This is a genomic window from Flaviaestuariibacter terrae, assembly GCF_054777635.1.
This window is the reverse complement of record NZ_BAAHAL010000008.1, coordinates 95,352-116,898: the sequence shown is the minus strand read 5'-3', so window position 1 is coordinate 116,898 and position 21,547 is coordinate 95,352. Positions and strand designations below refer to the sequence as shown.

General features: G+C 59.3%; 21 protein-coding genes. 12 read left to right on the top strand and 9 right to left on the bottom strand.

Going from position 1 to position 21,547, the window contains the following annotated elements; all coding sequences use genetic code 11:
* Positions 1-2 precede the first annotated feature (2 nt).
* Positions 3-1,019 carry a PorP/SprF family type IX secretion system membrane protein gene (locus ACYU7Z_RS08500; protein ID WP_460569381.1) on the top strand — a complete coding sequence of 339 codons (1,017 nt, stop codon included), beginning with the start codon at positions 3-5 and terminating at the stop codon, positions 1,017-1,019.
* 85 nt (positions 1,020-1,104) lie between these two features.
* Here the strand turns inward: ACYU7Z_RS08500 and ACYU7Z_RS08495 are convergent, their stop codons facing one another.
* The 4 genes from ACYU7Z_RS08495 to ACYU7Z_RS08480 form a co-directional block, all read right to left on the bottom strand.
* Positions 1,105-1,566, bottom strand: a complete 462-nt coding sequence (locus ACYU7Z_RS08495) for a PPC domain-containing DNA-binding protein (protein ID WP_460569379.1) — start codon at positions 1,564-1,566, stop codon at positions 1,105-1,107.
* Positions 1,567-1,591: 25 nt separating this feature from the next.
* Positions 1,592-2,050, bottom strand: coding sequence for a DUF983 domain-containing protein (locus tag ACYU7Z_RS08490; RefSeq protein ID WP_460569377.1), 459 nt, complete (start codon positions 2,048-2,050; stop codon positions 1,592-1,594).
* Positions 2,051-2,061: 11 nt separating this feature from the next.
* Positions 2,062-3,345: a UDP-N-acetylmuramoyl-tripeptide--D-alanyl-D-alanine ligase gene (locus tag ACYU7Z_RS08485; protein WP_460569375.1), complete on the bottom strand. Its 1,284-nt coding sequence runs from the start codon at positions 3,343-3,345 to the stop codon at positions 2,062-2,064.
* Positions 3,346-3,494: 149 nt separating this feature from the next.
* Positions 3,495-5,006, bottom strand: a complete 1,512-nt coding sequence (locus tag ACYU7Z_RS08480) for an SUMF1/EgtB/PvdO family nonheme iron enzyme (RefSeq protein ID WP_460569373.1) — start codon at positions 5,004-5,006, stop codon at positions 3,495-3,497.
* Positions 5,007-5,266: 260 nt separating this feature from the next.
* Between ACYU7Z_RS08480 and porU the strand changes: the two genes are divergently transcribed.
* The 6 genes from porU (at position 5,267) to ACYU7Z_RS08450 (ending at position 13,257) form a co-directional block, all read left to right on the top strand.
* Positions 5,267-8,689: a type IX secretion system sortase PorU gene (gene porU, locus ACYU7Z_RS08475; protein ID WP_460569371.1), complete on the top strand. Its 3,423-nt coding sequence runs from the start codon at positions 5,267-5,269 to the stop codon at positions 8,687-8,689.
* A gap of 76 nt (positions 8,690-8,765) precedes the next feature.
* Positions 8,766-9,965 carry a type IX secretion system outer membrane channel protein PorV gene (gene porV / locus ACYU7Z_RS08470; RefSeq protein ID WP_460569369.1) on the top strand — a complete coding sequence of 400 codons (1,200 nt, stop codon included), beginning with the start codon at positions 8,766-8,768 and terminating at the stop codon, positions 9,963-9,965.
* Between the two features lie 174 nt (positions 9,966-10,139).
* On the top strand, positions 10,140-10,616 hold the full coding sequence (ispF, locus tag ACYU7Z_RS08465; protein WP_460569367.1) for a 2-C-methyl-D-erythritol 2,4-cyclodiphosphate synthase: 477 nt from the start codon (positions 10,140-10,142) through the stop codon (positions 10,614-10,616).
* A gap of 35 nt (positions 10,617-10,651) precedes the next feature.
* Positions 10,652-11,095, top strand: coding sequence for a dUTP diphosphatase (dut, locus tag ACYU7Z_RS08460; RefSeq protein WP_460569365.1), 444 nt, complete (start codon positions 10,652-10,654; stop codon positions 11,093-11,095).
* Positions 11,096-11,099: 4 nt separating this feature from the next.
* A complete protein-coding gene (locus ACYU7Z_RS08455) occupies positions 11,100-11,909 on the top strand; it encodes a DUF4292 domain-containing protein (protein WP_460569363.1) in 810 nt (269 codons plus the stop codon).
* A gap of 52 nt (positions 11,910-11,961) precedes the next feature.
* Positions 11,962-13,257, top strand: coding sequence for a murein hydrolase activator EnvC family protein (locus ACYU7Z_RS08450; protein WP_460569361.1), 1,296 nt, complete (start codon positions 11,962-11,964; stop codon positions 13,255-13,257).
* 122 nt (positions 13,258-13,379) lie between these two features.
* Here the strand turns inward: ACYU7Z_RS08450 and bshA are convergent, their stop codons facing one another.
* On the bottom strand, positions 13,380-14,516 hold the full coding sequence (gene bshA, locus ACYU7Z_RS08445) for an N-acetyl-alpha-D-glucosaminyl L-malate synthase BshA (RefSeq protein ID WP_460569359.1): 1,137 nt from the start codon (positions 14,514-14,516) through the stop codon (positions 13,380-13,382).
* A 164-nt stretch (positions 14,517-14,680) separates the two neighbouring features.
* Between bshA and ACYU7Z_RS08440 the strand changes: the two genes are divergently transcribed.
* Together ACYU7Z_RS08440 and ACYU7Z_RS08435 are read left to right on the top strand one after the other, a co-directional pair.
* Positions 14,681-16,072 (top strand): M20/M25/M40 family metallo-hydrolase, encoded by a 1,392-nt coding sequence (locus tag ACYU7Z_RS08440; RefSeq protein ID WP_460569357.1) that lies wholly within the window; start codon positions 14,681-14,683, stop codon positions 16,070-16,072.
* Positions 16,073-16,101: 29 nt separating this feature from the next.
* On the top strand, positions 16,102-16,503 hold the full coding sequence (locus ACYU7Z_RS08435; protein ID WP_460569355.1) for a hypothetical protein: 402 nt from the start codon (positions 16,102-16,104) through the stop codon (positions 16,501-16,503).
* A gap of 2 nt (positions 16,504-16,505) precedes the next feature.
* Here the strand turns inward: ACYU7Z_RS08435 and ACYU7Z_RS08430 are convergent, their stop codons facing one another.
* Together ACYU7Z_RS08430 and ACYU7Z_RS08425 are read right to left on the bottom strand one after the other, a co-directional pair.
* The gene (locus ACYU7Z_RS08430; RefSeq protein WP_460569353.1) at positions 16,506-17,210 is read right to left on the bottom strand and encodes an SAM-dependent methyltransferase; all 705 of its coding nucleotides are present in this window, start codon (positions 17,208-17,210) and stop codon (positions 16,506-16,508) included.
* The gene (locus ACYU7Z_RS08425) at positions 17,207-17,965 is read right to left on the bottom strand and encodes an EI24 domain-containing protein (protein ID WP_460569351.1); all 759 of its coding nucleotides are present in this window, start codon (positions 17,963-17,965) and stop codon (positions 17,207-17,209) included. Before ACYU7Z_RS08425 ends, ACYU7Z_RS08430 begins: the two co-directional genes overlap by 4 nt.
* Positions 17,966-18,168: 203 nt before the next feature.
* Here ACYU7Z_RS08425 and ACYU7Z_RS08420 point away from each other — a divergent pair, with 203 nt between their 5' ends.
* From ACYU7Z_RS08420 to rimM, 3 genes are all read left to right on the top strand, one after another.
* The gene (locus ACYU7Z_RS08420; RefSeq protein ID WP_460569349.1) at positions 18,169-18,771 is read left to right on the top strand and encodes a DNA-3-methyladenine glycosylase; all 603 of its coding nucleotides are present in this window, start codon (positions 18,169-18,171) and stop codon (positions 18,769-18,771) included.
* A gap of 131 nt (positions 18,772-18,902) precedes the next feature.
* A complete protein-coding gene (gene rpsP, locus ACYU7Z_RS08415; protein ID WP_460569347.1) occupies positions 18,903-19,367 on the top strand; it encodes a 30S ribosomal protein S16 in 465 nt (154 codons plus the stop codon).
* A 198-nt stretch (positions 19,368-19,565) separates the two neighbouring features.
* Entirely contained in the window at positions 19,566-20,084 is a 519-nt protein-coding gene (gene rimM / locus ACYU7Z_RS08410; RefSeq protein ID WP_460569346.1) for a ribosome maturation factor RimM, read from the top strand.
* Here rimM and ACYU7Z_RS08405 read toward each other — a convergent pair.
* Both ACYU7Z_RS08405 and ACYU7Z_RS08400 read right to left on the bottom strand, forming a co-directional pair.
* A complete protein-coding gene (locus ACYU7Z_RS08405) occupies positions 20,076-20,705 on the bottom strand; it encodes a DinB family protein (protein ID WP_460569345.1) in 630 nt (209 codons plus the stop codon). The two genes, rimM and ACYU7Z_RS08405, sit on opposite strands and share 9 nt — an antisense overlap.
* A gap of 203 nt (positions 20,706-20,908) precedes the next feature.
* Positions 20,909-21,487, bottom strand: coding sequence for a Crp/Fnr family transcriptional regulator (locus ACYU7Z_RS08400; RefSeq protein WP_460569344.1), 579 nt, complete (start codon positions 21,485-21,487; stop codon positions 20,909-20,911).
* Between the last annotated feature and the right edge of the window lie 60 nt (positions 21,488-21,547).

The following is a 21,547-nucleotide window of genomic DNA, read 5'->3' as shown; positions in this document are numbered from 1 at the left end:
GAATGAAAAAGCTCTTGCTGTGTATGACCCTTGCGCTGTCGGTTGGCGCGCAGGCGCAGGATATCAACTTTTCCCAGTTTTACGAGCTGCCGCTGCTCCGCAACCCGGCGTTGGCGGGCTCTTTCCGTGGCGATTTCAAAGCTACCGGCGTCTACCGCAACCAATGGGGGAGTGTAACTACGCCCTACCGCACCATGGCGCTCGGCACCGAGATGCGCTTTGGCATCGGCTCTTCGGAGAATTATCTTACGCTGGGCGGCCAGATCACCAACGACGAGGCCGGCGACTCGAAGCTGAGTCGCACGCAGCTCCTCCCGGCGCTGACGTTTCATAAGTCGCTCAACATCGATAAGGACGCGTACCTGTCGGCGGGCTTTATCGGCGGCTTTGTGCAGCAGCGCTACGACGCCACGGCGCTGACGTTTTCCGACCAGTTCGTGAACGGCGCGTACAGCCCCACGAACCCCACGCGGCAGCGCCTTCCCGGCTCCAACGTCACTTACCTCGACGCGGGCGCCGGCGTGGCCTACAGCAGCACCATGGGCTACGACGTGCGCTATTACGCGGGGCTGGCCATCTTTCACTTCAACCAGCCGCGCGTGGCCTTCGATGCCGCAAACGACGTGCGTCTCAACCAGAAGATCTTCGTCAATGCGGGTCTGTCGGCGCCGGTTGCCGACCGCAACCGCCTTGTGCTCTACGGCGACTTCTTCCTGCAGGGCGGCCATCACCAGGCACAGGGTGGTGTGCTGTACCGCCACTACCTGCTCGAGGAGGATGATGACTTCGGGATGGCCTTCTCCTTCGGCAGCTTCTACCGCTGGAACGATGCCGTGGTGCCGGTGATCAAGCTCGATTACTACAAGCTGTCGATCGGGCTTACCTACGACGTGAACGTAAGCAAGCTGGTCAAGGCCTCGCAGATGCGCGGTGGATTCGAGCTTTCGCTCAGCTACAGCTCTTTCCTCAACATCAAGAACAGCTCCTCGGCGAAGGTGCGCTGCCCGGTGGCGTTGTAGAAGGGGCAGAAAAGTTTTGAAAGGTTTTGGGAGGTTTTGGGGGAATTCAAAGGGCTCGCGTTGCGAGCCCTTTGTAGTAGATGGGTCAATGACCGTCTTTCTTCTTTACCTGGAGTTCTTCCCAGGGCGTGGTTCCGTCTTTCTCTCTTGTGAAGACAAGTGACGGGTCTTCCTGGACTACGATCTCGGCGGTTGTATAAATACGGTTGCCCTCGAGCAGGTGGCCTCCGATGGTATGGCCGCTGCTGTCGCTGAGGCTGATGTGAATGTGCACACCGCTGCGGGCGAGCGTGCCCGTGAGGCTTACGATCTCGAAGTGGCCCGAGCCCTTGCTGCCCTCTGGCTGATTGGCAAAGCGTATATTATAGTCGGTGAGGCTGCCCACGCAGGTCACGATCCATCCTGCGTCGATGGCGTTGCGCGTGGCAAAAGACTGGAGCTCGCGCCGCAGGTCGGTACCGGGCTTGAGACGAAAGACATGTGTTTTGGTCATGGGAGCCTGGCAGGAGAGGAGGGTGAGGAGCCCGATGAGGAGATACGGTTTCACGCGGTCAAGGTACGCCCTAATAGGTTTACCAGTTGCCCATCTGGTCGCGGTTGATGCGCTCGCCTTCCTCGGGCGGGTGCTCGCGCCAGTTCGGGTCGTAATGCACGAACCACGACAGCCAGAGGCTACGCGAAAAGCGCATCAGCCAGGGCTGCAGCAACGCCAGCAGCAGGCTGTTGCCGGTGATCCAGATGAGGAACCGGTTGTCGTGAAACGAAAAGCCGATGAGCAGCCACCACACGAGCAGCGTGGCCACGCTCAGGAAGATGGCGATGAAATAGCTCACGTAGCCGGTTCCATAATAAAAGCCCACTTCGATGTCGGTGAGTTGCCCGCACACGGGACAGCGCTCGTGCATCTGCATGAGGCTGCGGAGGCGCCGGAAGCTGAGGGGATGTACAAAGAGCTTGCCCTCGCGGCAGCGCGGACAGTAGCATCCAAAAACAGTGGCCAGGTAGCCGCGGTGCGGCTTCACAGCATCCATACACGTTGTTATTAGAGATAGTCCAATACCTTTTCCATACCGGTGCTCCGCGAACCTTTTACCAGGAAGCTGGCGTTCCGGAAGCCTTGCTCCCGCAGCCATTCGCCGGCCTCGGCAGCCGTGGCAAAGCGCCGGTAGGGATGGTCGATCTTTTGAAAATCGCCGCCCACAAGCAGCACTTCCTTCCAGGGGTAACTGCCGATAAGCCCGGCGAGGGCGCTGTGCTCCTGCAGGCTCTCGGGGCCCAGTTCGGCCATCGCGCCCAACACCAGCACTTTCGTTGCAGCAGCGGCCTTCGCGAAGTTTTCCACGGCAAGTTTCATGCTACTCGGGTTGGCATTGTACGCATCGAGGATGATGCGGTTCGTGCCCTTCTCCACGAGCTGCGAGCGGCTGTTCGAAGGCGTATAGGCTTCGAGCGCCTGGCGGATCTTTTCGGGCGCTACGGCAAAGTGACGGCCCACGGCAACAGCGGCCAGAACGTTGGGCAGGTTGTAGGCGCCGACCAACTGCGTGTCGATCGTTCCGTCAAAGCCCTTGTGGAAGCGCACCGATAAGAACGGGTCCGAACGAACGGCCTCGCCCTCGTAATCGGCATCCGTCGTACCATAAGTAACGATGGTCGGGATGCCGCGGCTCATGCTCCGCAGGTAGTCGTAATCCCACATCACGAAGGCCGTGCCCTGTGCCGCACGCAGGTGATCGAACAGCTCGCCCTTGCCCTTGCGTACGCCTTCCTCCCCGCCAAAGCCCTCTAGGTGGGCCTTGCCGCAATTGGTGATGAGCCCGTGCGTAGGCAGCGCGTAGCGGCAGTAGGAGGCGATCTCCTGCTGGTGGTTGGCGCCCATCTCGATGATGGCGTATTCGGCATCGTCGCGGATCTTCAGGATCGTCAGCGGAACGCCGATATGGTTGTTGAGATTCCCTTCGGTGGTGTAGGTGCGGTACTGCGCCGCGAGCACGGCGTGGATCAGTTCCTTGCTGGTTGTCTTTCCGTTAGAGCCGGTGATGGCCAGGAAGGGTATCCGGAACTGCTTGCGGTGCTGCAGCGCCAGTTCCTGGAGCGCCGTCAGTACATCCTCTACCAGGAAAGTCTTCCCCGGCACAGCATGTGCCTCCTCGTCGATGACACAGGCGGCGGCGCCGGCCGCAAGGGCCTGGGGCACAAAAGCGTTGCCGTTGAAATTCGGGCCTTTCAGCGCGAAATACAGGTCGCCCGGCTGCAGCTTGCGGGTATCGGTTTGAATGGAGGGATGCTTGCGGTAAAGTGAGTACAGCTCTTCGATCGTCGGCATGTTTCAAAGGTAATGTGCTGGTGGGGAACGGGTGATGGGTTTAGAAGGTTTAGGAGGTTCATGAGGTTTAGAAGGTTCAGGATTTGTCGAATGGCCGGTAAACGAAAAGCCCCTCGCTGGGAGGGGCTTTCGGAAAGACAGTTTATCGCTTAGCGCTTTTGTTTTCTTTGTTTCCAGTAGTTACCGGTTTTGCGGCCATTGCCTTCGGGCGAACCCATGCGGTCCATGGCGCAACGGAAACCGATCATGCTCGAGGCCTGGTCTTCTTCCATGTAGCGGCGGGCGCCGGGGCTCAGCCAGTAAGCACGGTCGTTCCAGCTGCCGCCTTTGTACACACGGCTCTTGTCGGAAACGAGGGTGGTCTTGCCGTAGCCGTAGGAGGCATCCGACAGGGAGTCACCATCGAGGAAGTTAATCACGTTACCGCGCTGGTAGTTGCGGCGGTTCTTGCTCTCCTCGTCGGTAACAGCGGTCATCTTCACGCGGCCCAGCGAATCGATCTCGGCTTCGCCGCTCGCATTCTTATAGAGCTTCATGAATTTGTTACCACGGAAGGGAGCTACGTCGTCGGCATCCAGGTTGGTCATGGGGCGATACACGTCGGCAACCCACTCGCTTACGTTACCGGCCATGTTGTAGAGGCCGAAACCGTTAGGGTAGAAGGAGTTTACCGGGGCCGTGTAGATGGCGCGGTCGTTCAGGCCACCGGCCACACCGGCGTTGTCGCCCGAGCCGCGCTTGAAGTTGGCGAGGAACTGGCCATGCCAGGAGCCGTGCTTCGTTTCGCGGAGGCCGCTATAGTTCATGTTGGCCGTCCAGGGGTACACCTGCTTGTTGGTCACGAGCTCTTCGCCGCGCTTGCCTTCCTTCTTGGAGGGGCGGGGGTTGTTGGCTACATAACCATAGGCGGCATATTCCCACTCCGCCTCGAAAGGCAGGCGGTAGTCGGGGAGGAGCAGACCGTCTTCCATCGTTACGTTGGAGCGGGGCTGGCCCTGCGGGGTCTTCAGGGGGTTCTTTTTGCTGCGGGCCATCGTTCCGGGCTGCGCCTGGTAGAGACCAAGGAGGTACGACTTCGTGGTGAAGATCTGCGACTCGCCTTCGGCATTACCCTGCTGCTGCATGATGCCCTGCTTGTTCACGTACTTCTTCTGGATGAGGATATTCTCATTCACGCGGTCCGTACGCCACAGGCAGAAGTCGTGGGCCTGCTTCCAGCTCACACCAACAACCGGGTAGTCGTTGAAGCCGGGGTGACGGAAATAATATTCAACGAGGGGCTCGTTGTAGGAAAGCTCGCTGCGCCATACAAGAGTATCCGGCAGGGCGGCATCGGTGATTTTTTTGTTTTCCGGAACGTCGGAGGGGAAGAGGCGGTTGAGCCAGAAGAGGTACTCGCGGTAGTGTACGTTGGCCACCTCGGTGCGGTCCATGTAGAAGGCGGGAACCGTAACGCGGCGGGGAATGTTGTTCCAGTCGCCCATAACGTCTTCCTCGGTCTGACCCATGGTGAACGTACCACCGGGAACGAATACGAGACCCGGGCCGGTGCCTTGCTCCTTGGACTTGGCTACCTGGTAGCCACCCATTTTCTTGTCGTTGTAGCTCCAGCCGGTAACGGATGATTTTCCGGCGCTTTTGTTAGACTTACACGAAGCCAACAGGCAAGCTGAGGATAATAGGATTGCGAAAGTTTTCAGTTGCATAACGCGTTTAATTTGTCTTTCAAAAGGACTACTGGTGCAATACAGACCCCACTGAGCCTTTGATCAGGAATTGTAAAACGCCGCCGAAACGGAATTATTGTATGTCCCCGGACATTGGATCAAGGAGGTTTGCGAATATAGAAAGTTTGTGTTAATCCCCGAAAGGGAATTCGTTTTTTTGCCGATATTACCGCCTCACTTGTTATTTTTCCGCGATGACCGCTCCGTGCCGAACCGCCTTGCTGCTGCTTTTCACCACGTTTCTTGCCACCAGCCCCCGGGCCCAGCGCTCCTGGAAACCGCACTCGGTGCTGGCCTCCGGAACCTGGTACCGCGTGGCCGTTCCGGCCGATGGCGTGTATAAGCTGGATGCCGCTTTTTTGGGCAGCCTCGGGCTGGGCGCTTCGGTGCCCTCGGCGGCCCTCCGGGTATATGGCGCAACCGCCGGTATGCTCCCCGAAAGCAACACAGCGCCCCGCGTCGACGACCTCGAGGAGGTAGCCCTGGCGGTGAATGACGGCGGCGACGGCACCCTCAGCGGCTCCGATTACGCCCTTTTCTATGCCCGCGGGCCCCATACCTGGCAAAAAGACTCCGTCAACCGCTCCTTCACCCACCAGAAAAACCTCTATTCCGAGCGCGCCTATTATTTTATCAGCATCGGCGGCAGCGGCAAGCGCGTAACCACCGCCGCGCCGGTCGCCGCCGGCCCCCAGCAGCTGAGCTCGTTTGATGAGCACGTATTCTACGAGAACGACTCGGTGAATTTTCTGTCGAGCGGCAAGGACTGGTGGGGCGAGGAATTCAGCAACCTGCCCGGCCGCACCCTGGCGCGCAGCTTTTCGCTCGACGCCCCCGACGCGGTAGCCGGCAGCCAGTTGCGTCTCCGCACCCGCGTGGCCGCCCGCTCGATCGGTACCGGCTCTTCCTTCAGCATTGCCCTCAACGGCCAGCAAGCCCTGCAGGTACCGGTGCTCCCGGTCACCGGCATTTTCAACGACCTCTTTGCCCAGCAGGCCACCCAGACCGGCTTTACGCTTTTCGGCGGCTCGGGGATGAACCTCAGCTATACCTACGTGCCCGGCGGTCCCAATGCGCAGGGCTGGCTCGATTATATCGAAATCGTGTACCGCCGCAGCCTGAGCCTGCCGGCAGGGCGGCAGCTGCTGTTCCGCGACTGGTCGGTGGTGGGTGGGCCGGGCGCAAGCTTCCACCTCGGCGGCGCCGGCACGGGAACGCAGGTGTGGGATGTGACGGACCCGTTTTCGGCGCAGGCCGTGACGGGCGCCCTCAGCGGCAGCACGCTCAGCTTCGGGGTTCCGGGCGATCGACTTCACGAGTTCGTGGCCTTCGGCTCCGACTTCCCCGTGCCGGAGGCGGCCGGGGCGGTGCCCAACCAGGACCTCCACGCTACCGCGCCCAGCGACCTGCTGATCATCAGCTACCCCGCCTTCCGGGCGCAGGCCGAGCAGCTCGCCGCCTTTCATCGCCAGCACGACGGCCTCCGCGTAACGACCGTGACCACCGAGGAGGTCTTCCGCGAGTTCTCGGGCGGCAGCCCCGATCCCGCCGCCTTCCGCGACTTCGCCAAGCTCTATTACGACCGCTACCGCTCCTCCTGGGGCGCTTCGGGCAAATACCTGCTCCTGCTCGGACGCGGCTCCTTCGACTATCAAGACCGCGTCCGGAACAATACCAACTTCGTCCAGGTATACGAAAGTCCCGCTTCGCTCGACCCGCTGTCGACCTATGCTTCCGATGACTTCTTCGGTTTCCTCGACGACAACGAGGACATCAACAGCGGGCTCATCGTGAATACGCTCGATATCGGTATCGGGCGGATCCCCGCCCGTAGCGCCGGCGAGGCCCAAAGCTTTGTCGACAAGCTACTGGCCTACCACAGCCCGGCCTCGCTGGGCCCCTGGCGCAACAACGCCACCTTCGTGGCTGACGACCAGGACTACAACCTGCACCTGGACGACGCCGAAACCATGGCCGCAACGGCGGCGGCGCAGGATCCCTACCTCAACGAAACCAAGATCTACCTCGACGCCTACCGCAAAGAGGGCGGCACCGCAGGGGGCACCTACCCGCAGGCCAACGCCGCCATCAACAATAACATCCTCAACGGCGCCCTCATCTGGAACTACAGCGGCCACGGCGGCTATGCGCGGCTCGCCGAAGAAACGATCGCCGACCAGGAGATCATCAACAACTGGAACAACGCCAACCGGCTCCCGCTGTTCGTGACGGCCACCTGCGACTTTGCGCCCTACGATCTGCCGGGGATCAACTCGATCGGTGAAGACCTGCTGCTGCGACGCCGCACCGGCGCCATCGCCCTGATGACGACCAACCGCGTCGTGTTTGCCTTCAGCAACCGCCTCCTGAACAACAACTATCTCCAGGTAGCGCTGCAGCCGGATGCGGCCGGGCGCTACAAGACGCTGGGCGAGGCAGTACAGGCGTCGAAAAATAGCACCTACGCAACGAGCGGCGACATCACCAACAATCGGAAGTTTGCCCTGCTCGGCGACCCGGCGATGACCATCGGCTTCCCGAAAAACCGGGTGCAGCCGCTCCTGGTAAACGGGCATCCCATCGCGACCATCGACACGCTGAGCGCGACGGAGTTTGCCGAGATCGAGGGCGAGGTGACGAATGTGGCCGGCGTGCGTCTGAGCGACTTCAACGGCAGCGTGTCGCTGACGCTGTTCGACAAGCCGCAAACCGTGCGCACCCTCGGCAACGACCCCACGAGCAACCCGGTGCCCTTCCAGGTGCAGACCGCCTCGCTGTTTCGCGGTAAAGTGACGGCCAGCGCGGGCCGCTTCCGGTTTCGCTTCCGCCTCCCGCGCGACATCAACTTCCAGTACGGCGCGGGCCGCATGAGTTTTTATGCGCAGGACTCGCTGCGTGATGCCACCGGCGTTTCGGGCAATGTGCTGATCGGTGGTATCGCACCCGGCACCGTCACCGATAAGGAAGGACCGCAGATCCGCGCCTTCCTTAACGACGACCGCTTTGTGAGCGGATCGGTGACCAACGAGAACCCGGTGCTCCTGCTCCGGCTCGCCGATTCGTCGGGTATCAACACCGGCAACGCAGGTATCGACCACGACATCGTGGTCACCATCGATGGCAACAACCGCAATTATTATATACTGAATGATTTTTACGAGACCGATCCCGACACCTACCAGAAGGGCAGCGTGCGCTTCCAGCTTCCGGCGCTGACACCGGGGCCCCACACGCTGACCATCAAAGCCTGGGATGTGGTCAACAACTCGAGCCTCGCCACGCTCGACTTCACGGTGGCGAAAGACGAGGAGCTCGTGCTCGGGCACGTACTCAACTACCCCAACCCGTTTACCACCCGCACGCAATTCTGGTTTGAGCACAACAAGCCGGGGCTCGAGCTGCGGGTACGGACTGAAATCTATACGGTAGCCGGGCGATTAATAAAAACGATCCGCCACACAATAATAACCGAAGGTGACCGTTCGAATGAGACCGAATGGGATGGGCGCGATGATTTTGGCCAGCGCGTTGGGAGAGGTGTGTATATCTACCGGTTGACGGTGGAGAGCAGTGACGGGAAAAAGGCCAGCCAGCTTCAAAAACTGGTCGTATTGTAGCGGAAACGTTCCCGAAGAAAAAGTTGAGAATAAACCAAAACTCTATATTTTCACACCTCTATTACAAAAAATGTCTATGAGAGCAACTGCTTTGAAACTAACTGTTGGCGCGATTTTGCTATGTTCTTCCTCGCTGCATGCGCAGCAAAAACTCAATGTCGTAACGACAGCCGTACCCTTCCTGCGTATCTCTCCGGATGCCCGCGCCGGTGGCATGGGCGAATTGTCTGTGGCTACCAATCCTGATGCGAGCTCTTCTTACTTCAACCTCGGTAAAGTTCCCTTCAACGAACAGCGTGGAGGCATCAACGTAACCTATACTCCCTGGCTCAAGAAGTTTGTAAACGACGTATATATGGCGTCGGCTGCCGGCTACTACAAGGTCGATGAAAATTCGGCTGTTTCCGGCTCGCTGCGCTACTTCAGCCTCGGCGACATCCAGTTCACCGACGAGAACGGCAACAACATCCAGACGGGCCGTCCCCGCGAGTTCGGCTTCGACCTCGGTTACAGCCGCAAGCTTTCGCCCCGCACCGGTATCGGTGTTGGCCTGAAATACATCCACTCCAACCTGGCCGGCAATACGTCGATCGGTACGACCAGCTACAAGCCGGGCAGCGCCGTCGCCGGTGACATCGGCCTGTACCACAACCGCCAGAACGCACAGGGCCAGGGCTGGGCATTCGGCCTCGCGCTCACCAACCTCGGCTCCAAGATCGCGTACACCAACAACGCGCAGCAAAAGGATTTCATCCCCGCCAACTTCGCGATCGGTACTACCTACACGTTCGTGTTCAACGAAAGCAACAAGCTGATGTTCGGCGTTGATTTCAACAAGCTGCTGGTGCCGACGCCCCCGAGCTTCGAAGACGGCAGCACCAACCCCGATGCCGACTCCATCAACACGGCACGCGCTACCGCTTACCGCAACAAGAGCGTTGTGGGCAGCTGGTTCTCCTCCTTCAGCGACGCCCCCGGCGGCTTCAGCGAGGAACTCCGCGAATGGCAGATCTCGACCGGCGCTGAATACTGGTACAACAACCAGTTCGCCCTGCGCGCCGGCTACTTCTACGAAGACAAAACCAAAGGCAACCGCCGCTACTTTACGGCCGGCGTGGGTCTCAAATACAGCTCCTTCGGACTGAACTTCTCGTACCTCGTACCCTCGGGTGGCAACAGCGTGAATCAAAACCCGCTGTCGAACACCCTGCGCTTCTCCCTGCTGTTCGACCTCGGCGGCAAGGCCGGCGGCGGCAGCACAACGACGGCACAATAAGAAAAACCGTTTTCCAAAAGAAAAGGCCTTGCGATTGCAAGGCCTTTTCTTTTGGAAACAAGGAACAAGGAAGGATGAGAAGCGAAACGCGCTCACCGCTCACATGCTCACCCGCTCACCCGCTCACCGCTCACGACTCACGCGTCCCCACTATCTTCGCCAAAAGCACTACAGATGTATAGAATCGGTTCGGGAGTAGACTTTCATCAACTTGGCGCGGGGCGGCCGCTGATGCTCGGCGGCGTGCACGTGCCGCACGACCGCGGCTGCATCGGTCATAGCGACGCCGACGTGCTGCTGCATGCGATCTGCGACGCGCTGCTCGGCGCGCTGGCGCTGGGTGATATCGGCGTGCACTTCCCGGATACCGATCAACGTTATAAAGGCATCGACAGCAAGCTGCTGCTGGAGGAGACCTGCCGGCTTATCCGCGCCGAAGGCTATGGTGTGGTGAACATCGACACGACCCTTTGCCTGCAGGAGCCGAAGATCAAGCCCTACGTGCCGCAGATGCAGGAAACGATCGCATCGATCTGCGGGCTTACGCTCCGCGATGTATCGATCAAGGCAACGACCACCGAGCGTCTTGGCTTCGTGGGCCGCGAGGAAGGCGTGGTGGCCTATGCAACGGCATTATTGCAACGGATTTAACATACTTCGTGCCTGCCGCCCTTATCTTTGGCGCTATGACCCCGGTAGCGGTACCTGTTCGGAATGAGTCGCCCTGGCCACTGCCGGCCTATGCTACGGCAGGAGCCGCCGGCCTCGACCTCCGCGCGTACCTCGAATCTCCCGTGCAGCTCGCACCGCTGGAGCGCGCACTGGTGCCGACAGGGCTTTTCATCGAGCTGCCCGAAGGCTACGAGGCGCAGGTGCGACCGCGCAGCGGCCTTGCCTGGAAGCAGGGCATCACCTGCCTCAATACACCCGGCACCATCGACAGCGATTACCGTGGAGAAATCAAGGTTTTGCTGATCAACCTCGATGCCGCGCCGCAGGTCATACAGCCGGGTGAGCGCATTGCACAACTCGTGTTGCAACGGGTTGACCAGCTGCAGTGGGTGCCCGTAACGGAACTCGCGTCGACCAACCGACAGGGAGGAGGATTCGGCTCCACCGGAAAAGAGTAGAACCATGAAGAAACTGATACTGATCGTGCTCATCGCCGCCGTTGCGGCCTCCTGCCGCTCCACCAAGAAGATCGGCGCGGCGCTTGCCAAAAAAGACTCGACCCAGATGCTGCCGGCGAAGTCCAACGGCCACGACGACACGCTGGCGTTTATCCGGCGCACCCTCGACGCTGTCCGCGCCCATCACATCGATTACAATACGTTCACCGCGAAGATCAACATCGACTATAAAGACGCTACGAACAAGAACCAGAACCTGAACGTCAACGTGCGCATCTATAGGGACAGCGCCATCTGGATCTCGGCAACCGGGTTCATGGGCATCGAAGGCATGCGCGCCCTGATCAGCAAGGACTCGGTGAAGATCCTCAACAAGCTCGATAAAGTATACACCGCGCGCAGCATGGCCTACCTCCAGGAGGTGACCGATATGCCGCTCGACCTCGGCACGATGCAGGACCTGATCGTGGGCAACCCAATCTTCTTCGACAGTGTTTCTACGTACGCCCGCAGCTCGGGCACGCTGACGCTGCTCAGCGTCGGCACCTGGTTCAAGCACCTCCTGGCGCTTAACGAAGGCGACCTCACCGTAAGCCGCAGCAAGATCGATGACCTCGACCAGGCGCTCAACCGCACGGCCGACATCACCTATACCGACTACCAGGAAAAGGGCGGCGTGCAATTTGCCACGAAACGCCAGATCATTTTATCGGGTGCCAAGAAGCTGAGCGTGAAGATGGACTTCCGGCAATATGCATTCAACGAGGAAGTGAGCTTCCCGTTCAGCATCCCCAAAAATTACAAACGACAGTAAAAATATATCCGGCCGGGCGTACGTTATACCAATCCGGCCAAAACAACAGCGGATGAAAAAACAGCTTCTCGTAATTCTACTGGTACTCGTCAGCGCAGCAGCCTGGGCACAGCCACAGACCGCCGCCGATCGTGCCCGCATGGAGAACGAACGCAAGGCCATCCAGAAGGAGCTGCGCGAACTGCAGGCACAATACAGCCAGATCAAGGGCCGCACCAAGGCCACCCTTGGCCAGCTGAAGGTGATCCAGGACCGCATGGAGGTGCAGAACAGGCTCCTGCGCAGCATCGACAAGGAGATACACATTCTCTCCGATGACATCTACCTCAGCACCCTCGAGCTGAATCGCCTGCAGCGGCAGCTCGATACGCTCAAGGAGCAATATGCGCGCAGCGTGGTGTATGCCTACAAGAACCGCAGCTCCTACGACTACCTCAACTTCGTTTTCTCGGCCGAAAGCTTCAACGATGCCCTCAAGCGCGTTCGCTACCTGCGCACGTACCGTCTTTACCGGCAGTCGCAGCTGACAACGATCCGCGAAACCGCCAAGGCCATCGAGGAGCGCAAGCAGCAGCTGCTCGCCAAGCGCAACGACAAGAACCGCGCGCTGGCCAACCAGACCGAACAATACAACGAGCTGGAAGACCAGCGCAAGGAAAAAGACCGCGTAGCCTCGCAGCTCAAAACGCAGGAGAAGGAACTGTCCAAGGAGCTTGCTTCAAAGCGCAAGCGCGACAACCAGCTGAAGCAGCAGATCGCGGTGATGATCCGCCGTGAGATCGAAGCCGCGAAGCGCGAGGCCGAGCGCCGCGAAGCCGAGCGCCGTGCCGCCGAGGCCGCCGCCGCGAAAGCCAATCCCAGCGCTCCGAAAACAACCCCGAAGACGACTCCGAAGCCGAAGCGCGAGAGTGTGCTCATCTTCAATGAAGGCGAGCGCGCGCTGGCCGCCACCTTCGAGCGCAACCGCGGCAACCTGCCCTGGCCGGTAGACCAGGGAAGCGTCAAGATCCCCTACGGTATCAGTAAGGTCGGCGGGCTCGATTTCGACAACGCCTTCCTCACCCTCGCAACGCCCAACGCCGGCGCCGCCGTGAAGGCCGTGTTCGATGGCGAGGTAACGCTGGTGACCGGAACGGCCGATGTAATGACGGTGATGATCCGCCACGGTAAATATTTTACCATCTACAGCGGTCTTGCGAATGTGAACGTTAGCAAGGGCACGCAGGTGAAGCGCGGCCAGGTGATCGGAACCACGTCGGAAGACGACGACGGCTCGGGCGGCAAGCTCGACTTCGGAATGCAGATGGAGTATACGCGCCTGAACCCGAGCTCTTGGCTGCATCGCTAGGAATATCGAATATCGAATAACGAATAACGAATATCGATAACGAATATCGAAGTGAAAAGCCCTCCGTCGGAGGGCTTTTTCTATTCAATGTTGGAAATTCCTTGTTCCTTGTTCGCTATTCCTCAGCTCACGGTTTCCTTGCTCAGCACCTCGTCGTAAAGTTGCTCGTAAAGCGGGATGACGTTGTTGATGTCGAAGCGGTGGGCGTGCTCGAGCGCGTTGCGCTTGAACTGCTGCAGGCGCTCATCGTCGGACAGTATTTCTACGGCCCTGCGGCTCATCGTGTCCACATCGCCGATGGCGCCCATATAGCCTGTTTCGCCTTCGATCATGATCTCGCCGAGACCTCCCGCGTTGGTGCTGATGACGGGGACGCCGGCCGCCATCGCCTCAAGGGCGGCGAGGCCGAAGCTTTCGTACTCGGAGGTCAGCAGGAACAGGTCGGCGATGGCCAGGATGTCTTCCATCTGCTCCTGCTTGCCCACGAAGCGGATCTCGTCGCACACACCGAGCTGGCGGCTCAGGTCTTCGGCGGTGGCCCGCTCGGGACCGTCGCCCACGAAGAGGAGCTTGGCGGGAATTTCCTTGATGACATTGGCGAAGATCCGCACCACATCCTGCACGCGCTTCACCTTCCGGAAGTTGGAGGCATGCAGAAGAATCCGTTCGTTGTTGGGCGCGATCACCCGCCGGAAGGCATCGATCGGCTTGCGCTGGAAGCGGGCCACGTCAACAAAGTTGTGAATGACGTGGATCGGCTTTTTGATCTTGAAATGCTTGAAGGTCTCGTCCTTCAGGTTCTGCGACACAGCCGTGATGGCATCGCTCTGGTTGATCGAAAAGGTAACCACCGGCTCGTACATCTTGTCGCGGCCCACGAGGGTGATGTCGGTTCCGTGGAGCGTGGTGATGACGGGAATATGGATCCCTTCCTCGGCCAGGATCTGCCGCGCCATATACGCCGCCGATGCGTGCGGTATGGCGTAGTGTACATGGAGAAGCTGAAGATGGTTGTTCTTGATCACGTCCACCATCGTGCTGGCCAGTGCCGTTTCGTAGGGCGGGTAATCGAAGAGAGGATAGGTGGGCACCTGCACCTCGTGGTAAAAAATATTCGGGATAAAGCCGGTAAGCCGCACCGGCTGCTGGTACGTAATGAAGTGGACCTGGTGTCCTTTCTGGGCAAGCGCCTTGCCCAGCTCGGTGGCGAGCACGCCGCTTCCGCCGAAAGTAGGATAGCAAACAATTCCGATGCGCATGGACCTGTAACCGTTTAGGCTGCTAAGGTACGCCGGGGGGCAGCGAATATTGAATATCGAATATCGAATAACAAATTTCGAATATCGAATCTTGGACGGACAGGATCCTTCTCTCCAATTCGTTATTCGTTATCCGATATTCGTTATTCGATATTTTTATGGCCATGAAGCGTTTCCTTACCCTGATGGCCGGCCTCGCCCTGGCTGCTGCCGCCCACTCCCAAAATGCCGATTCCATTTTTTTGCGTCGCCTTGCCGATGAAGTACTGACCCACAGCACGGCCTATGAGAACCTTCGCCAGCTGACGAAGGGCGTTGGCGGTCGCCTCGCAGGCTCACCCGCGATGCCGCGTGCCGAGCATTGGGGCAGCAGTGCCCTGCAGGCCGCGGGTGCCGATCGCGTTTGGCTCCAGCAATGCCTGGTGCCGCACTGGCTGCGCGGCGGCCGCGATATTTTCCAGGCCGAGCGTCTTACGTCCAGCAACGGAAAAAGCCGCAACTGGTCGGTGCGTCGCCTCAACGCGCTGGCGCTGGGCAACTCGCTTTCTTCCAATGGGGCGCGCCGCGCGCCCGTGCTGCTCGTGCACGACTTCGACGAGCTCGAAGCCATGAAAGATTCGGTGCCGGGCAAGATCGTCTTCTTCAACTACGCCTTCAACCCGCGCTTTGTACATACGTTCGAGGCCTACAGCGACGCCGGCAAGTACCGGGGCCAGGGACCGGTGCGCGCCGCGAAATATGGAGCCGTCGGTGTGGCCATCCGCAGCCTTTCCGAAAGCACCGACAACTTCCCGCATACCGGCAGCACTGCTTCGGGCGACACGGTCAAGACCGTTCCTTCCGTCGCACTGGGCTTGCGCGATGCCGACTGGCTCGACAGCAGCATCCGCTCGGGTACCACCGTGTGGGCAACGCTTCAGACCTACGGACGCTTTCTGCCCGATACTATCGGCCACAACGTTATCGGTGAGCTTCGTGGCTCCGAATTCCCCGACCAGGTGATCACCATCGGCGGTCACCTCGACTCCTGGGATCCTGCCGAGGGTGCCCATGATGACGGTGCCGGCGTGGTGCATACCATCGAAGTGCTGCGGGCCTTCAAGGCACTCGGCTACAAGCCGAAGCACACGATCCGCTTTGTGCTGTTTGCCAACGAAGAGAACGGGCTTCGCGGCGGGCGCAAGTATGCCGAGGAAGCAAAGGCCAAAGGCGAGCGTCACATCTTCGCGCTCGAAAGCGACGAGGGCGGCTTTACACCCCGCGGCTTTGGCCTGACGGCCTCGGATGAGCAGTACCGGAAGTTCCTCGCCTGGCAGCCGCTGCTGGCGCCCTACGGGGCCTCGGAGTTTCGCCGCGGTGGTGGCGGCTCCGACATCGGTCCGCTGGGGCAGCAGCTAAGCGTGCCCACCTGCGGCTTCATTCCCGACTCGCAGCGCTACTTCGATTTTCACCATGCTCCGAACGATATCTTCGAGAACGTCAACAAGCGTGAGCTCGAGCTCGGCGCGCTCAACATCGCCGCCCTCGTCTACCTTGTGGATCAGTATGGCCTGTAATTGGATGCAGTAGCGGAAAGCCTGTTTCCATGCAACGACCGTATGTTTCGGACGGTACCCGCCGCGGTGCCCGCAAGCTGATCTGGGGCATTGTTCTCATAGTACTACTGCTGCTCGGGATCTTCGTCTACTGGCGTTACTTCTTTACCTACAGCGAAGGCAACCGCTTCGGGCTGCTGCAGAAGTTTTCGAAAAAAGGCAACGTCTTCAAAACGTATGAAGGCGAGCTTATTCTCAGCAGTGTGAGCAGCAGCAACAACGTGCCGATAGCCTCGGAGAAATTCTTCTTTTCGGTGACGAACGATTCCGTTGCCACAAGGCTGCTCCAGCTGGAAGGACATCGCGTTTCGCTGCATTACACCGAAAAGAAAAGCACGCTCTTCTGGCGCGGTGAGTCGAGGTACATCGTGGATGGTGTGAAAGAAGAATAACCTTACTGCCCTGCGTGGAGCAGGAAGATCGCGGGGCGCTTGTGCAGCTCCGGCATCGACGCCCGCCACTGTGCGGGCGTTTTTGTTTGTACCGATTCCTTCGGACCCGTCAGGTCTACCGCCACGCAGATCCTCGTTTGCGGCGCACAGGTCTTGACGAGCACCTCCAGCAACTGGTTGTTTCGGTAGGGCGTTTCAATGAAGATCTCGGTGCAATTCTTTTGACGCGATTCGCTTTCGAGGGCCTTGATCGCTTTGACGCGCTCGCCGCTTTCGATCGGGAGGTAGCCCGAAAACCGGAACTGCTGGCCATTCATCCCGCTGGCCATCAGGGCGAGGAGGATGGAGGACGGCCCCACCAGCGGCTTCACGACGGCGCCCTTTTCCTGCGCGATGCCCACCAGCTCCTGGCCCGGGTCGGCAACGCCGGGGCAGCCGGCCTCGCTGAGGATGCCGACCGTTTTGCCCTCCTTCAGGGCCTGTAGAAATACGGTACGCACTTCGGGTGTAACCTCGCGCATGTTGTACCAGGCGTAGTCGTCGATTGGCATCTCCTTCCAGAGCGCCTTGAGGAAGCGGCGGGCCGTGCGCTCGTTCTCCACGAAGAAATGACTGCAGGCCTTGACGGCGTCGAGCACGTAGGCCGGTAGCGGGGCGAGCACGCCCTCTTCGAGAACGGTTGGGATCAGGTAGACGACAGCGCTCATGCCTTTTTGATTTTATGAAGACTCAGGGTGGCGGCCACTACGGCATAGGCCGGCGCCAGCACCCAGCCTGCGATGGGCACGAGGTGCATGAGGTAGAAGAGCAGCCCGTTGCCGACGGCGAGGCCCTTGTGGCGGCTGATGTAATCGATGCTTTCCGGCGCGCTCATACGGGCCCGCTCCAGCGAGTAGTCGAGCATCGAAAAGCCATAGTAATAGCATTCCACGAAGAGCGCGATGAGTGGTGCGATCCAGCCGGCCACGGGCACCAGCGATACAAGGAACAGCGCCACCATGTATACCGTTTGCCAGAGGCCGTTGCGCAGCGCGATCCGGATGCCGCGGGCCATATCGCGGAGCAGCTGCCGCAGCGAGAAGGGAAAGTCCTTGCCTTCGAGTATGGCTTCCGTCTTTTCGCTGAGGTAGGCAAACAGCGGCGAGCCGACGATGAGGAAGAAATATTTGAAGAACGAGAAATACAGGACGAAGCCGAGTAGCCACAGGAAGATGCCGGCAAAGACAAACAGCGCGCTCAGCAGGCCGCTGCGCTCCTTGCGTACCCAGGCGGCAAGTCCCGTCTTCACCGAAAACCATTCGTAGGCTGCGTCGAAGGAATGGAGGAAATACCAGGCGCCTACGATGAAGAGAAGGGTGTAGAGGATCCCCGGGATCAGGATCCAGCGCCAGAGCCGCTCGCGGCGGATGAACGCATGCGCTTCGAAAAAAGACTGGATGGCGATGATGATCTCCTTGAGCAAGGGCAATGGGTTGTGCGGGCAAGATACGGAAACGGGCGGCAAGCCGCCGGAAGAGAACGAACGAAGATCCGTCCGCTGGCGGATACGCAGATTAGGAAGATTAGTTAGGAATTGCCGACGCACACAAGCATTATCTGCGTGAATCATGGAAATCCTAATAGACCTGCGCTCTTTCTCTTGTTAGCGGCCGCCTAACTTGCAGTATGAAGATCCTGCCCGTTTCGTATTACGAGCATCACGACCCGGTGGCGCTGGCGCGCGACCTCATCGGCAAGCTCCTGATCACGGAGTTTGGCGGCGAGCGGACGTCGGGGCGGATCGTGGAGACGGAGGCCTACCGGGGCACGGAGGACCGTGCCTCGCATGCCTTCAGGGGCCGCACGCGCCGCACGGAGGTGATGTTCGGGCCGGCGGGGCGCGCCTACGTGTATCTCTGTTACGGTATTCACCAGATGTTCAATATCGTGACCAACGTAGAAGGGGTGCCGCATGCGATCCTGGTCCGGGCCCTGGAGCCGGTGGAAGGGATCGAAACGATGCTGCGCCGCAGCGGGAAGAGCGTGCAGGACGCCAGCCTGACGCGGGGCCCGGGCAACGTGGGCAAGGCCCTTGGCTTTCATACGGCGCAATGCGGCCTCCCGCTCACGGGCCCGCAGGTCCGGATCGCCGACGATGGTTTCCGCTATCCGGAGGCGGCCATCGAAGCTTCGCCCCGTATCGGGGTCGCCTATGCCGGCGCCGACGCGGCCCTCCCGTACCGCTTTTTCGTCCGCGGCCATCCCTCTGTAAGCGGAAAGCCCCGCTGAAGCGGGCCCGCCGGCCGCTTTTTTTCAGAAAGTTGTCGAAAAAAGCCCCGGTACCTTGTTCAAGTAGCGCGCGTTCCGTAGTTTTGTAGGCCTAAATTTTATTTGTTCACGCATTTAAATGTCTATTTAAAATGCCAGTTAAAATCCGACTGCAGAGACACGGGTCCAAGAAGCGACCCTTCTACTTCATCGTTGTTGCCGACGCACGCAGCCCCCGCGATGGTAAGTTCATTCAGAAATTAGGTACCTACAACCCCCAGACTTCGCCCGCTACGGTGCAGCTGGATCGTCAGCGCTCTCTCGAGTGGCTGAACAAGGGTGCCCAACCTACCGACACCGTACGTAAGATCTTGTCGAACAAAGGTGTTCTGTACCTGAAGCACTTGCTCCGCGGTGTATCCCTGGGCCTGTTTGACGAGGCTACGGCCATGGAGAAATTCCAGCAGTGGCACACCGAGCACGAGGCTCAGTTCCGCAAGAAGCAGGAAGAGGCCATGAGAGCACGCCGCGCCATGCGGAATCCGCCCTATCAGCGCCGTGAGCGCCCCGCCGCACCGGCAGCGCCCGCAGCAGAAGACGCAGGTTCCGAAGGGTAAGCACCCCAACCTCAAAACATTCAAGGTCCCGCTTTGGCGGGACCTTTTGTTTCGTGGCAGCCTGCTGCTGGGAGCGAGCCGTCACAGCGCTTTTCTACATTCCCGGCGGACCTTTTTTCAAGCGATTCGTAAACACGAGCGACCTTTGCCAACCAGACCCATTAACGAATCAACTAGTCAACCTCTCTATCTCTCCTTATGACGGAATACTTCAAGATCGGCCGGTTCGTGGCGGCCTTCGGACTCAAGGGCGAATTGATCCTGGTACACAGCCTGGGCAAGAAAACTTCGCTGAAAGGCCTGCAGGCGCTTTTCCTGGAGGAAGGAAAGGAACGCTTTCTTCCCTGGTTCGTCGCCTCTGCCAAGATAAAAAGCGACGAGGAGCTGTATATCCAGCTCCAGGATGTCGACAGCCGCGAGAAGGCCATGCGGCTGACGCAGAAGGACGTGTGGCTCCCCGAGGCCGACTTCCAGAAATACTCCGCCAAGACAGCCCCCATCAGCCTGCTTGGCTTTGCCATCGTGGAAGAAGGAAAATCGCTGGGTGCCATCCTCGAAGTGATCGAGCAGCCCCACCAGGTGCTTTGCCGCATCGAGGTCGATGGCAAAGAGGCGCTGATTCCGCTCAACGAAGACACGATCCGTTCGATCGACCGCAAAAAAAAGCAGGTTCATGTGAACCTGCCTGATGGATTACTGGAGATCTATTTAGGATAGTGCCACATGCGCCTGCTTCGCGCCCGTTTCCAGGATCACCGGGAAATGGTCGGTGGCAACGCCCACCTTTTTGAGCATGTTGCGGGCTTGGATCATATGCCGCTGCTCGTGGGCCACCATGAAGCGCAGGCTGTCGCCCAGCTTGAGCTTGATAAGCTTGGTAATGCTGACCGGCACTTTCACCTCGCCGATGTCCACGTGCTGCGCCATGCCGATCAGGCGAAGCAGCTCATCCTGCTGGCGGATAAACTCGCTGAGCACCGTCTCCACATGCAGGCTGTTGGGGAACGTGTAGGCTTTCATCGCCTTCATCTTGTTCTTTACCTCGTACACGTTCGTGGGCTTCACAGACTTCGTGAAATAATCGCCCCAGAACCCCGATTGGAACCAGGCCGACTTGTGCGTCACGCGGTCGGTCATTGCCTTCTCCATCGCCGGCAGGTAATACCGGCCATAGGCGTTGAGGTGCTCGAGGATCTGCACCACGCTCCACTTTTCGGGCGTAGGGGAGTAGATCATCTTGTTCTTGTCTGCATCCTTGAAAAAGCCCGCCGCTGCACGGATGCGTTCCACATCGGTGCGCAGTTGCTGCAGCAGGTCTTCTGTTTTATATTTTGCCATATCGGGTTATTTTTTACAAAGCTACCCGGGCAGGTAGTGCAAAATCTTTGCCTACGCCATGATTTGGGCACAAAAAACCACGGGCGTGGCCATTGGATAATCATTATTGAATAATGTTTATTGAATAACGGAAGCTGTGCCGGAGGCGAGTCTTGCTCCATTATTCAATATCCAATTATTATTATTCAATAGTCAATGGCTGCTCACAGCCTTACGCTTCCGAGCAGCTTGCTGAAGGTCGCCGCATCGAGGCCCAGGTACGAAGCGAGGTATTTATGGGGAATGGATTGCAACAGGTGGGGGCTGCGCCCCAGGAAGGACCGGAATTTTTCTTCGGCACCGGCCGTTTGCTGCTCGGCCATCCGCTCGAGCACACCTTTGAGCACAAACGAAGTTGTACGCAGCACAAGCGCCTGCAGTGCCGGCCGCTGCTCCATCAGTGCGGCTACCTGCGTGTAGGAGGTGCGGAGGAAGGAAGACGCCGTCAGCGTTTCAAACGAAAAGCGCGAGGGTGTTTGCGTGAGGAAGGAATCGGCCACGCCCGAAAAGGAGGGCGGGTAGGTGAACACGATGGTGGCTTCCCTGCCCGAGGGCGCCACGTAGTAGCTGCGTTGAATGCCGTCAAGCACGAAATAAAGGTAGCGCTCCGTGTTGCCGGCAGCCGTCAGCAGCGTTTTGCGGCGGCAGTCGAAGGGTTGCCACAGGTCGCGGAAGGCCTCCCAATCCTCCTCGCTGAGCGGGTAAAGCTTGTTGACAAATGCCTGCAGGGCGTCTGTGTCCATCGCGTTCAAGGTAGGGGAAAAACACAAAATCCTAAAACCTTCCAAAACCCTTTTAAAACC

Bases quoted from the DNA above. Each gene is read 5' to 3' on its own strand.
- ACYU7Z_RS08485 (WP_460569375.1), bottom strand. From the start codon at position 3,345: ATGCCGACGATCGAAGAGCTGTACTCACTTTACCGCAAGCATCCCTCC.
- ACYU7Z_RS08435 (WP_460569355.1), top strand. From the start codon at position 16,102: ATGCAACGACCGTATGTTTCGGACGGTACCCGCCGCGGTGCCCGCAAG.
- ACYU7Z_RS08420 (WP_460569349.1), top strand. From the start codon at position 18,169: ATGAAGATCCTGCCCGTTTCGTATTACGAGCATCACGACCCGGTGGCG.
- ACYU7Z_RS08405 (WP_460569345.1), bottom strand. From the start codon at position 20,705: ATGGCAAAATATAAAACAGAAGACCTGCTGCAGCAACTGCGCACCGAT.
- ACYU7Z_RS08430 (WP_460569353.1), bottom strand. From the start codon at position 17,210: ATGAGCGCTGTCGTCTACCTGATCCCAACCGTTCTCGAAGAGGGCGTG.
- ACYU7Z_RS08500 (WP_460569381.1), top strand. From the start codon at position 3: ATGAAAAAGCTCTTGCTGTGTATGACCCTTGCGCTGTCGGTTGGCGCG.
- ACYU7Z_RS08490 (WP_460569377.1), bottom strand. From the start codon at position 2,050: ATGGATGCTGTGAAGCCGCACCGCGGCTACCTGGCCACTGTTTTTGGA.
- porU (WP_460569371.1), top strand. From the start codon at position 5,267: ATGACCGCTCCGTGCCGAACCGCCTTGCTGCTGCTTTTCACCACGTTT.
- rimM (WP_460569346.1), top strand. From the start codon at position 19,566: ATGACGGAATACTTCAAGATCGGCCGGTTCGTGGCGGCCTTCGGACTC.
- dut (WP_460569365.1), top strand. From the start codon at position 10,652: ATGACCCCGGTAGCGGTACCTGTTCGGAATGAGTCGCCCTGGCCACTG.
- ACYU7Z_RS08455 (WP_460569363.1), top strand. From the start codon at position 11,100: ATGAAGAAACTGATACTGATCGTGCTCATCGCCGCCGTTGCGGCCTCC.
- porV (WP_460569369.1), top strand. From the start codon at position 8,766: ATGAGAGCAACTGCTTTGAAACTAACTGTTGGCGCGATTTTGCTATGT.
- bshA (WP_460569359.1), bottom strand. From the start codon at position 14,516: ATGCGCATCGGAATTGTTTGCTATCCTACTTTCGGCGGAAGCGGCGTG.
- ACYU7Z_RS08400 (WP_460569344.1), bottom strand. From the start codon at position 21,487: ATGGACACAGACGCCCTGCAGGCATTTGTCAACAAGCTTTACCCGCTC.
- ACYU7Z_RS08450 (WP_460569361.1), top strand. From the start codon at position 11,962: ATGAAAAAACAGCTTCTCGTAATTCTACTGGTACTCGTCAGCGCAGCA.
- rpsP (WP_460569347.1), top strand. From the start codon at position 18,903: ATGCCAGTTAAAATCCGACTGCAGAGACACGGGTCCAAGAAGCGACCC.
- ACYU7Z_RS08440 (WP_460569357.1), top strand. From the start codon at position 14,681: ATGAAGCGTTTCCTTACCCTGATGGCCGGCCTCGCCCTGGCTGCTGCC.
- ispF (WP_460569367.1), top strand. From the start codon at position 10,140: ATGTATAGAATCGGTTCGGGAGTAGACTTTCATCAACTTGGCGCGGGG.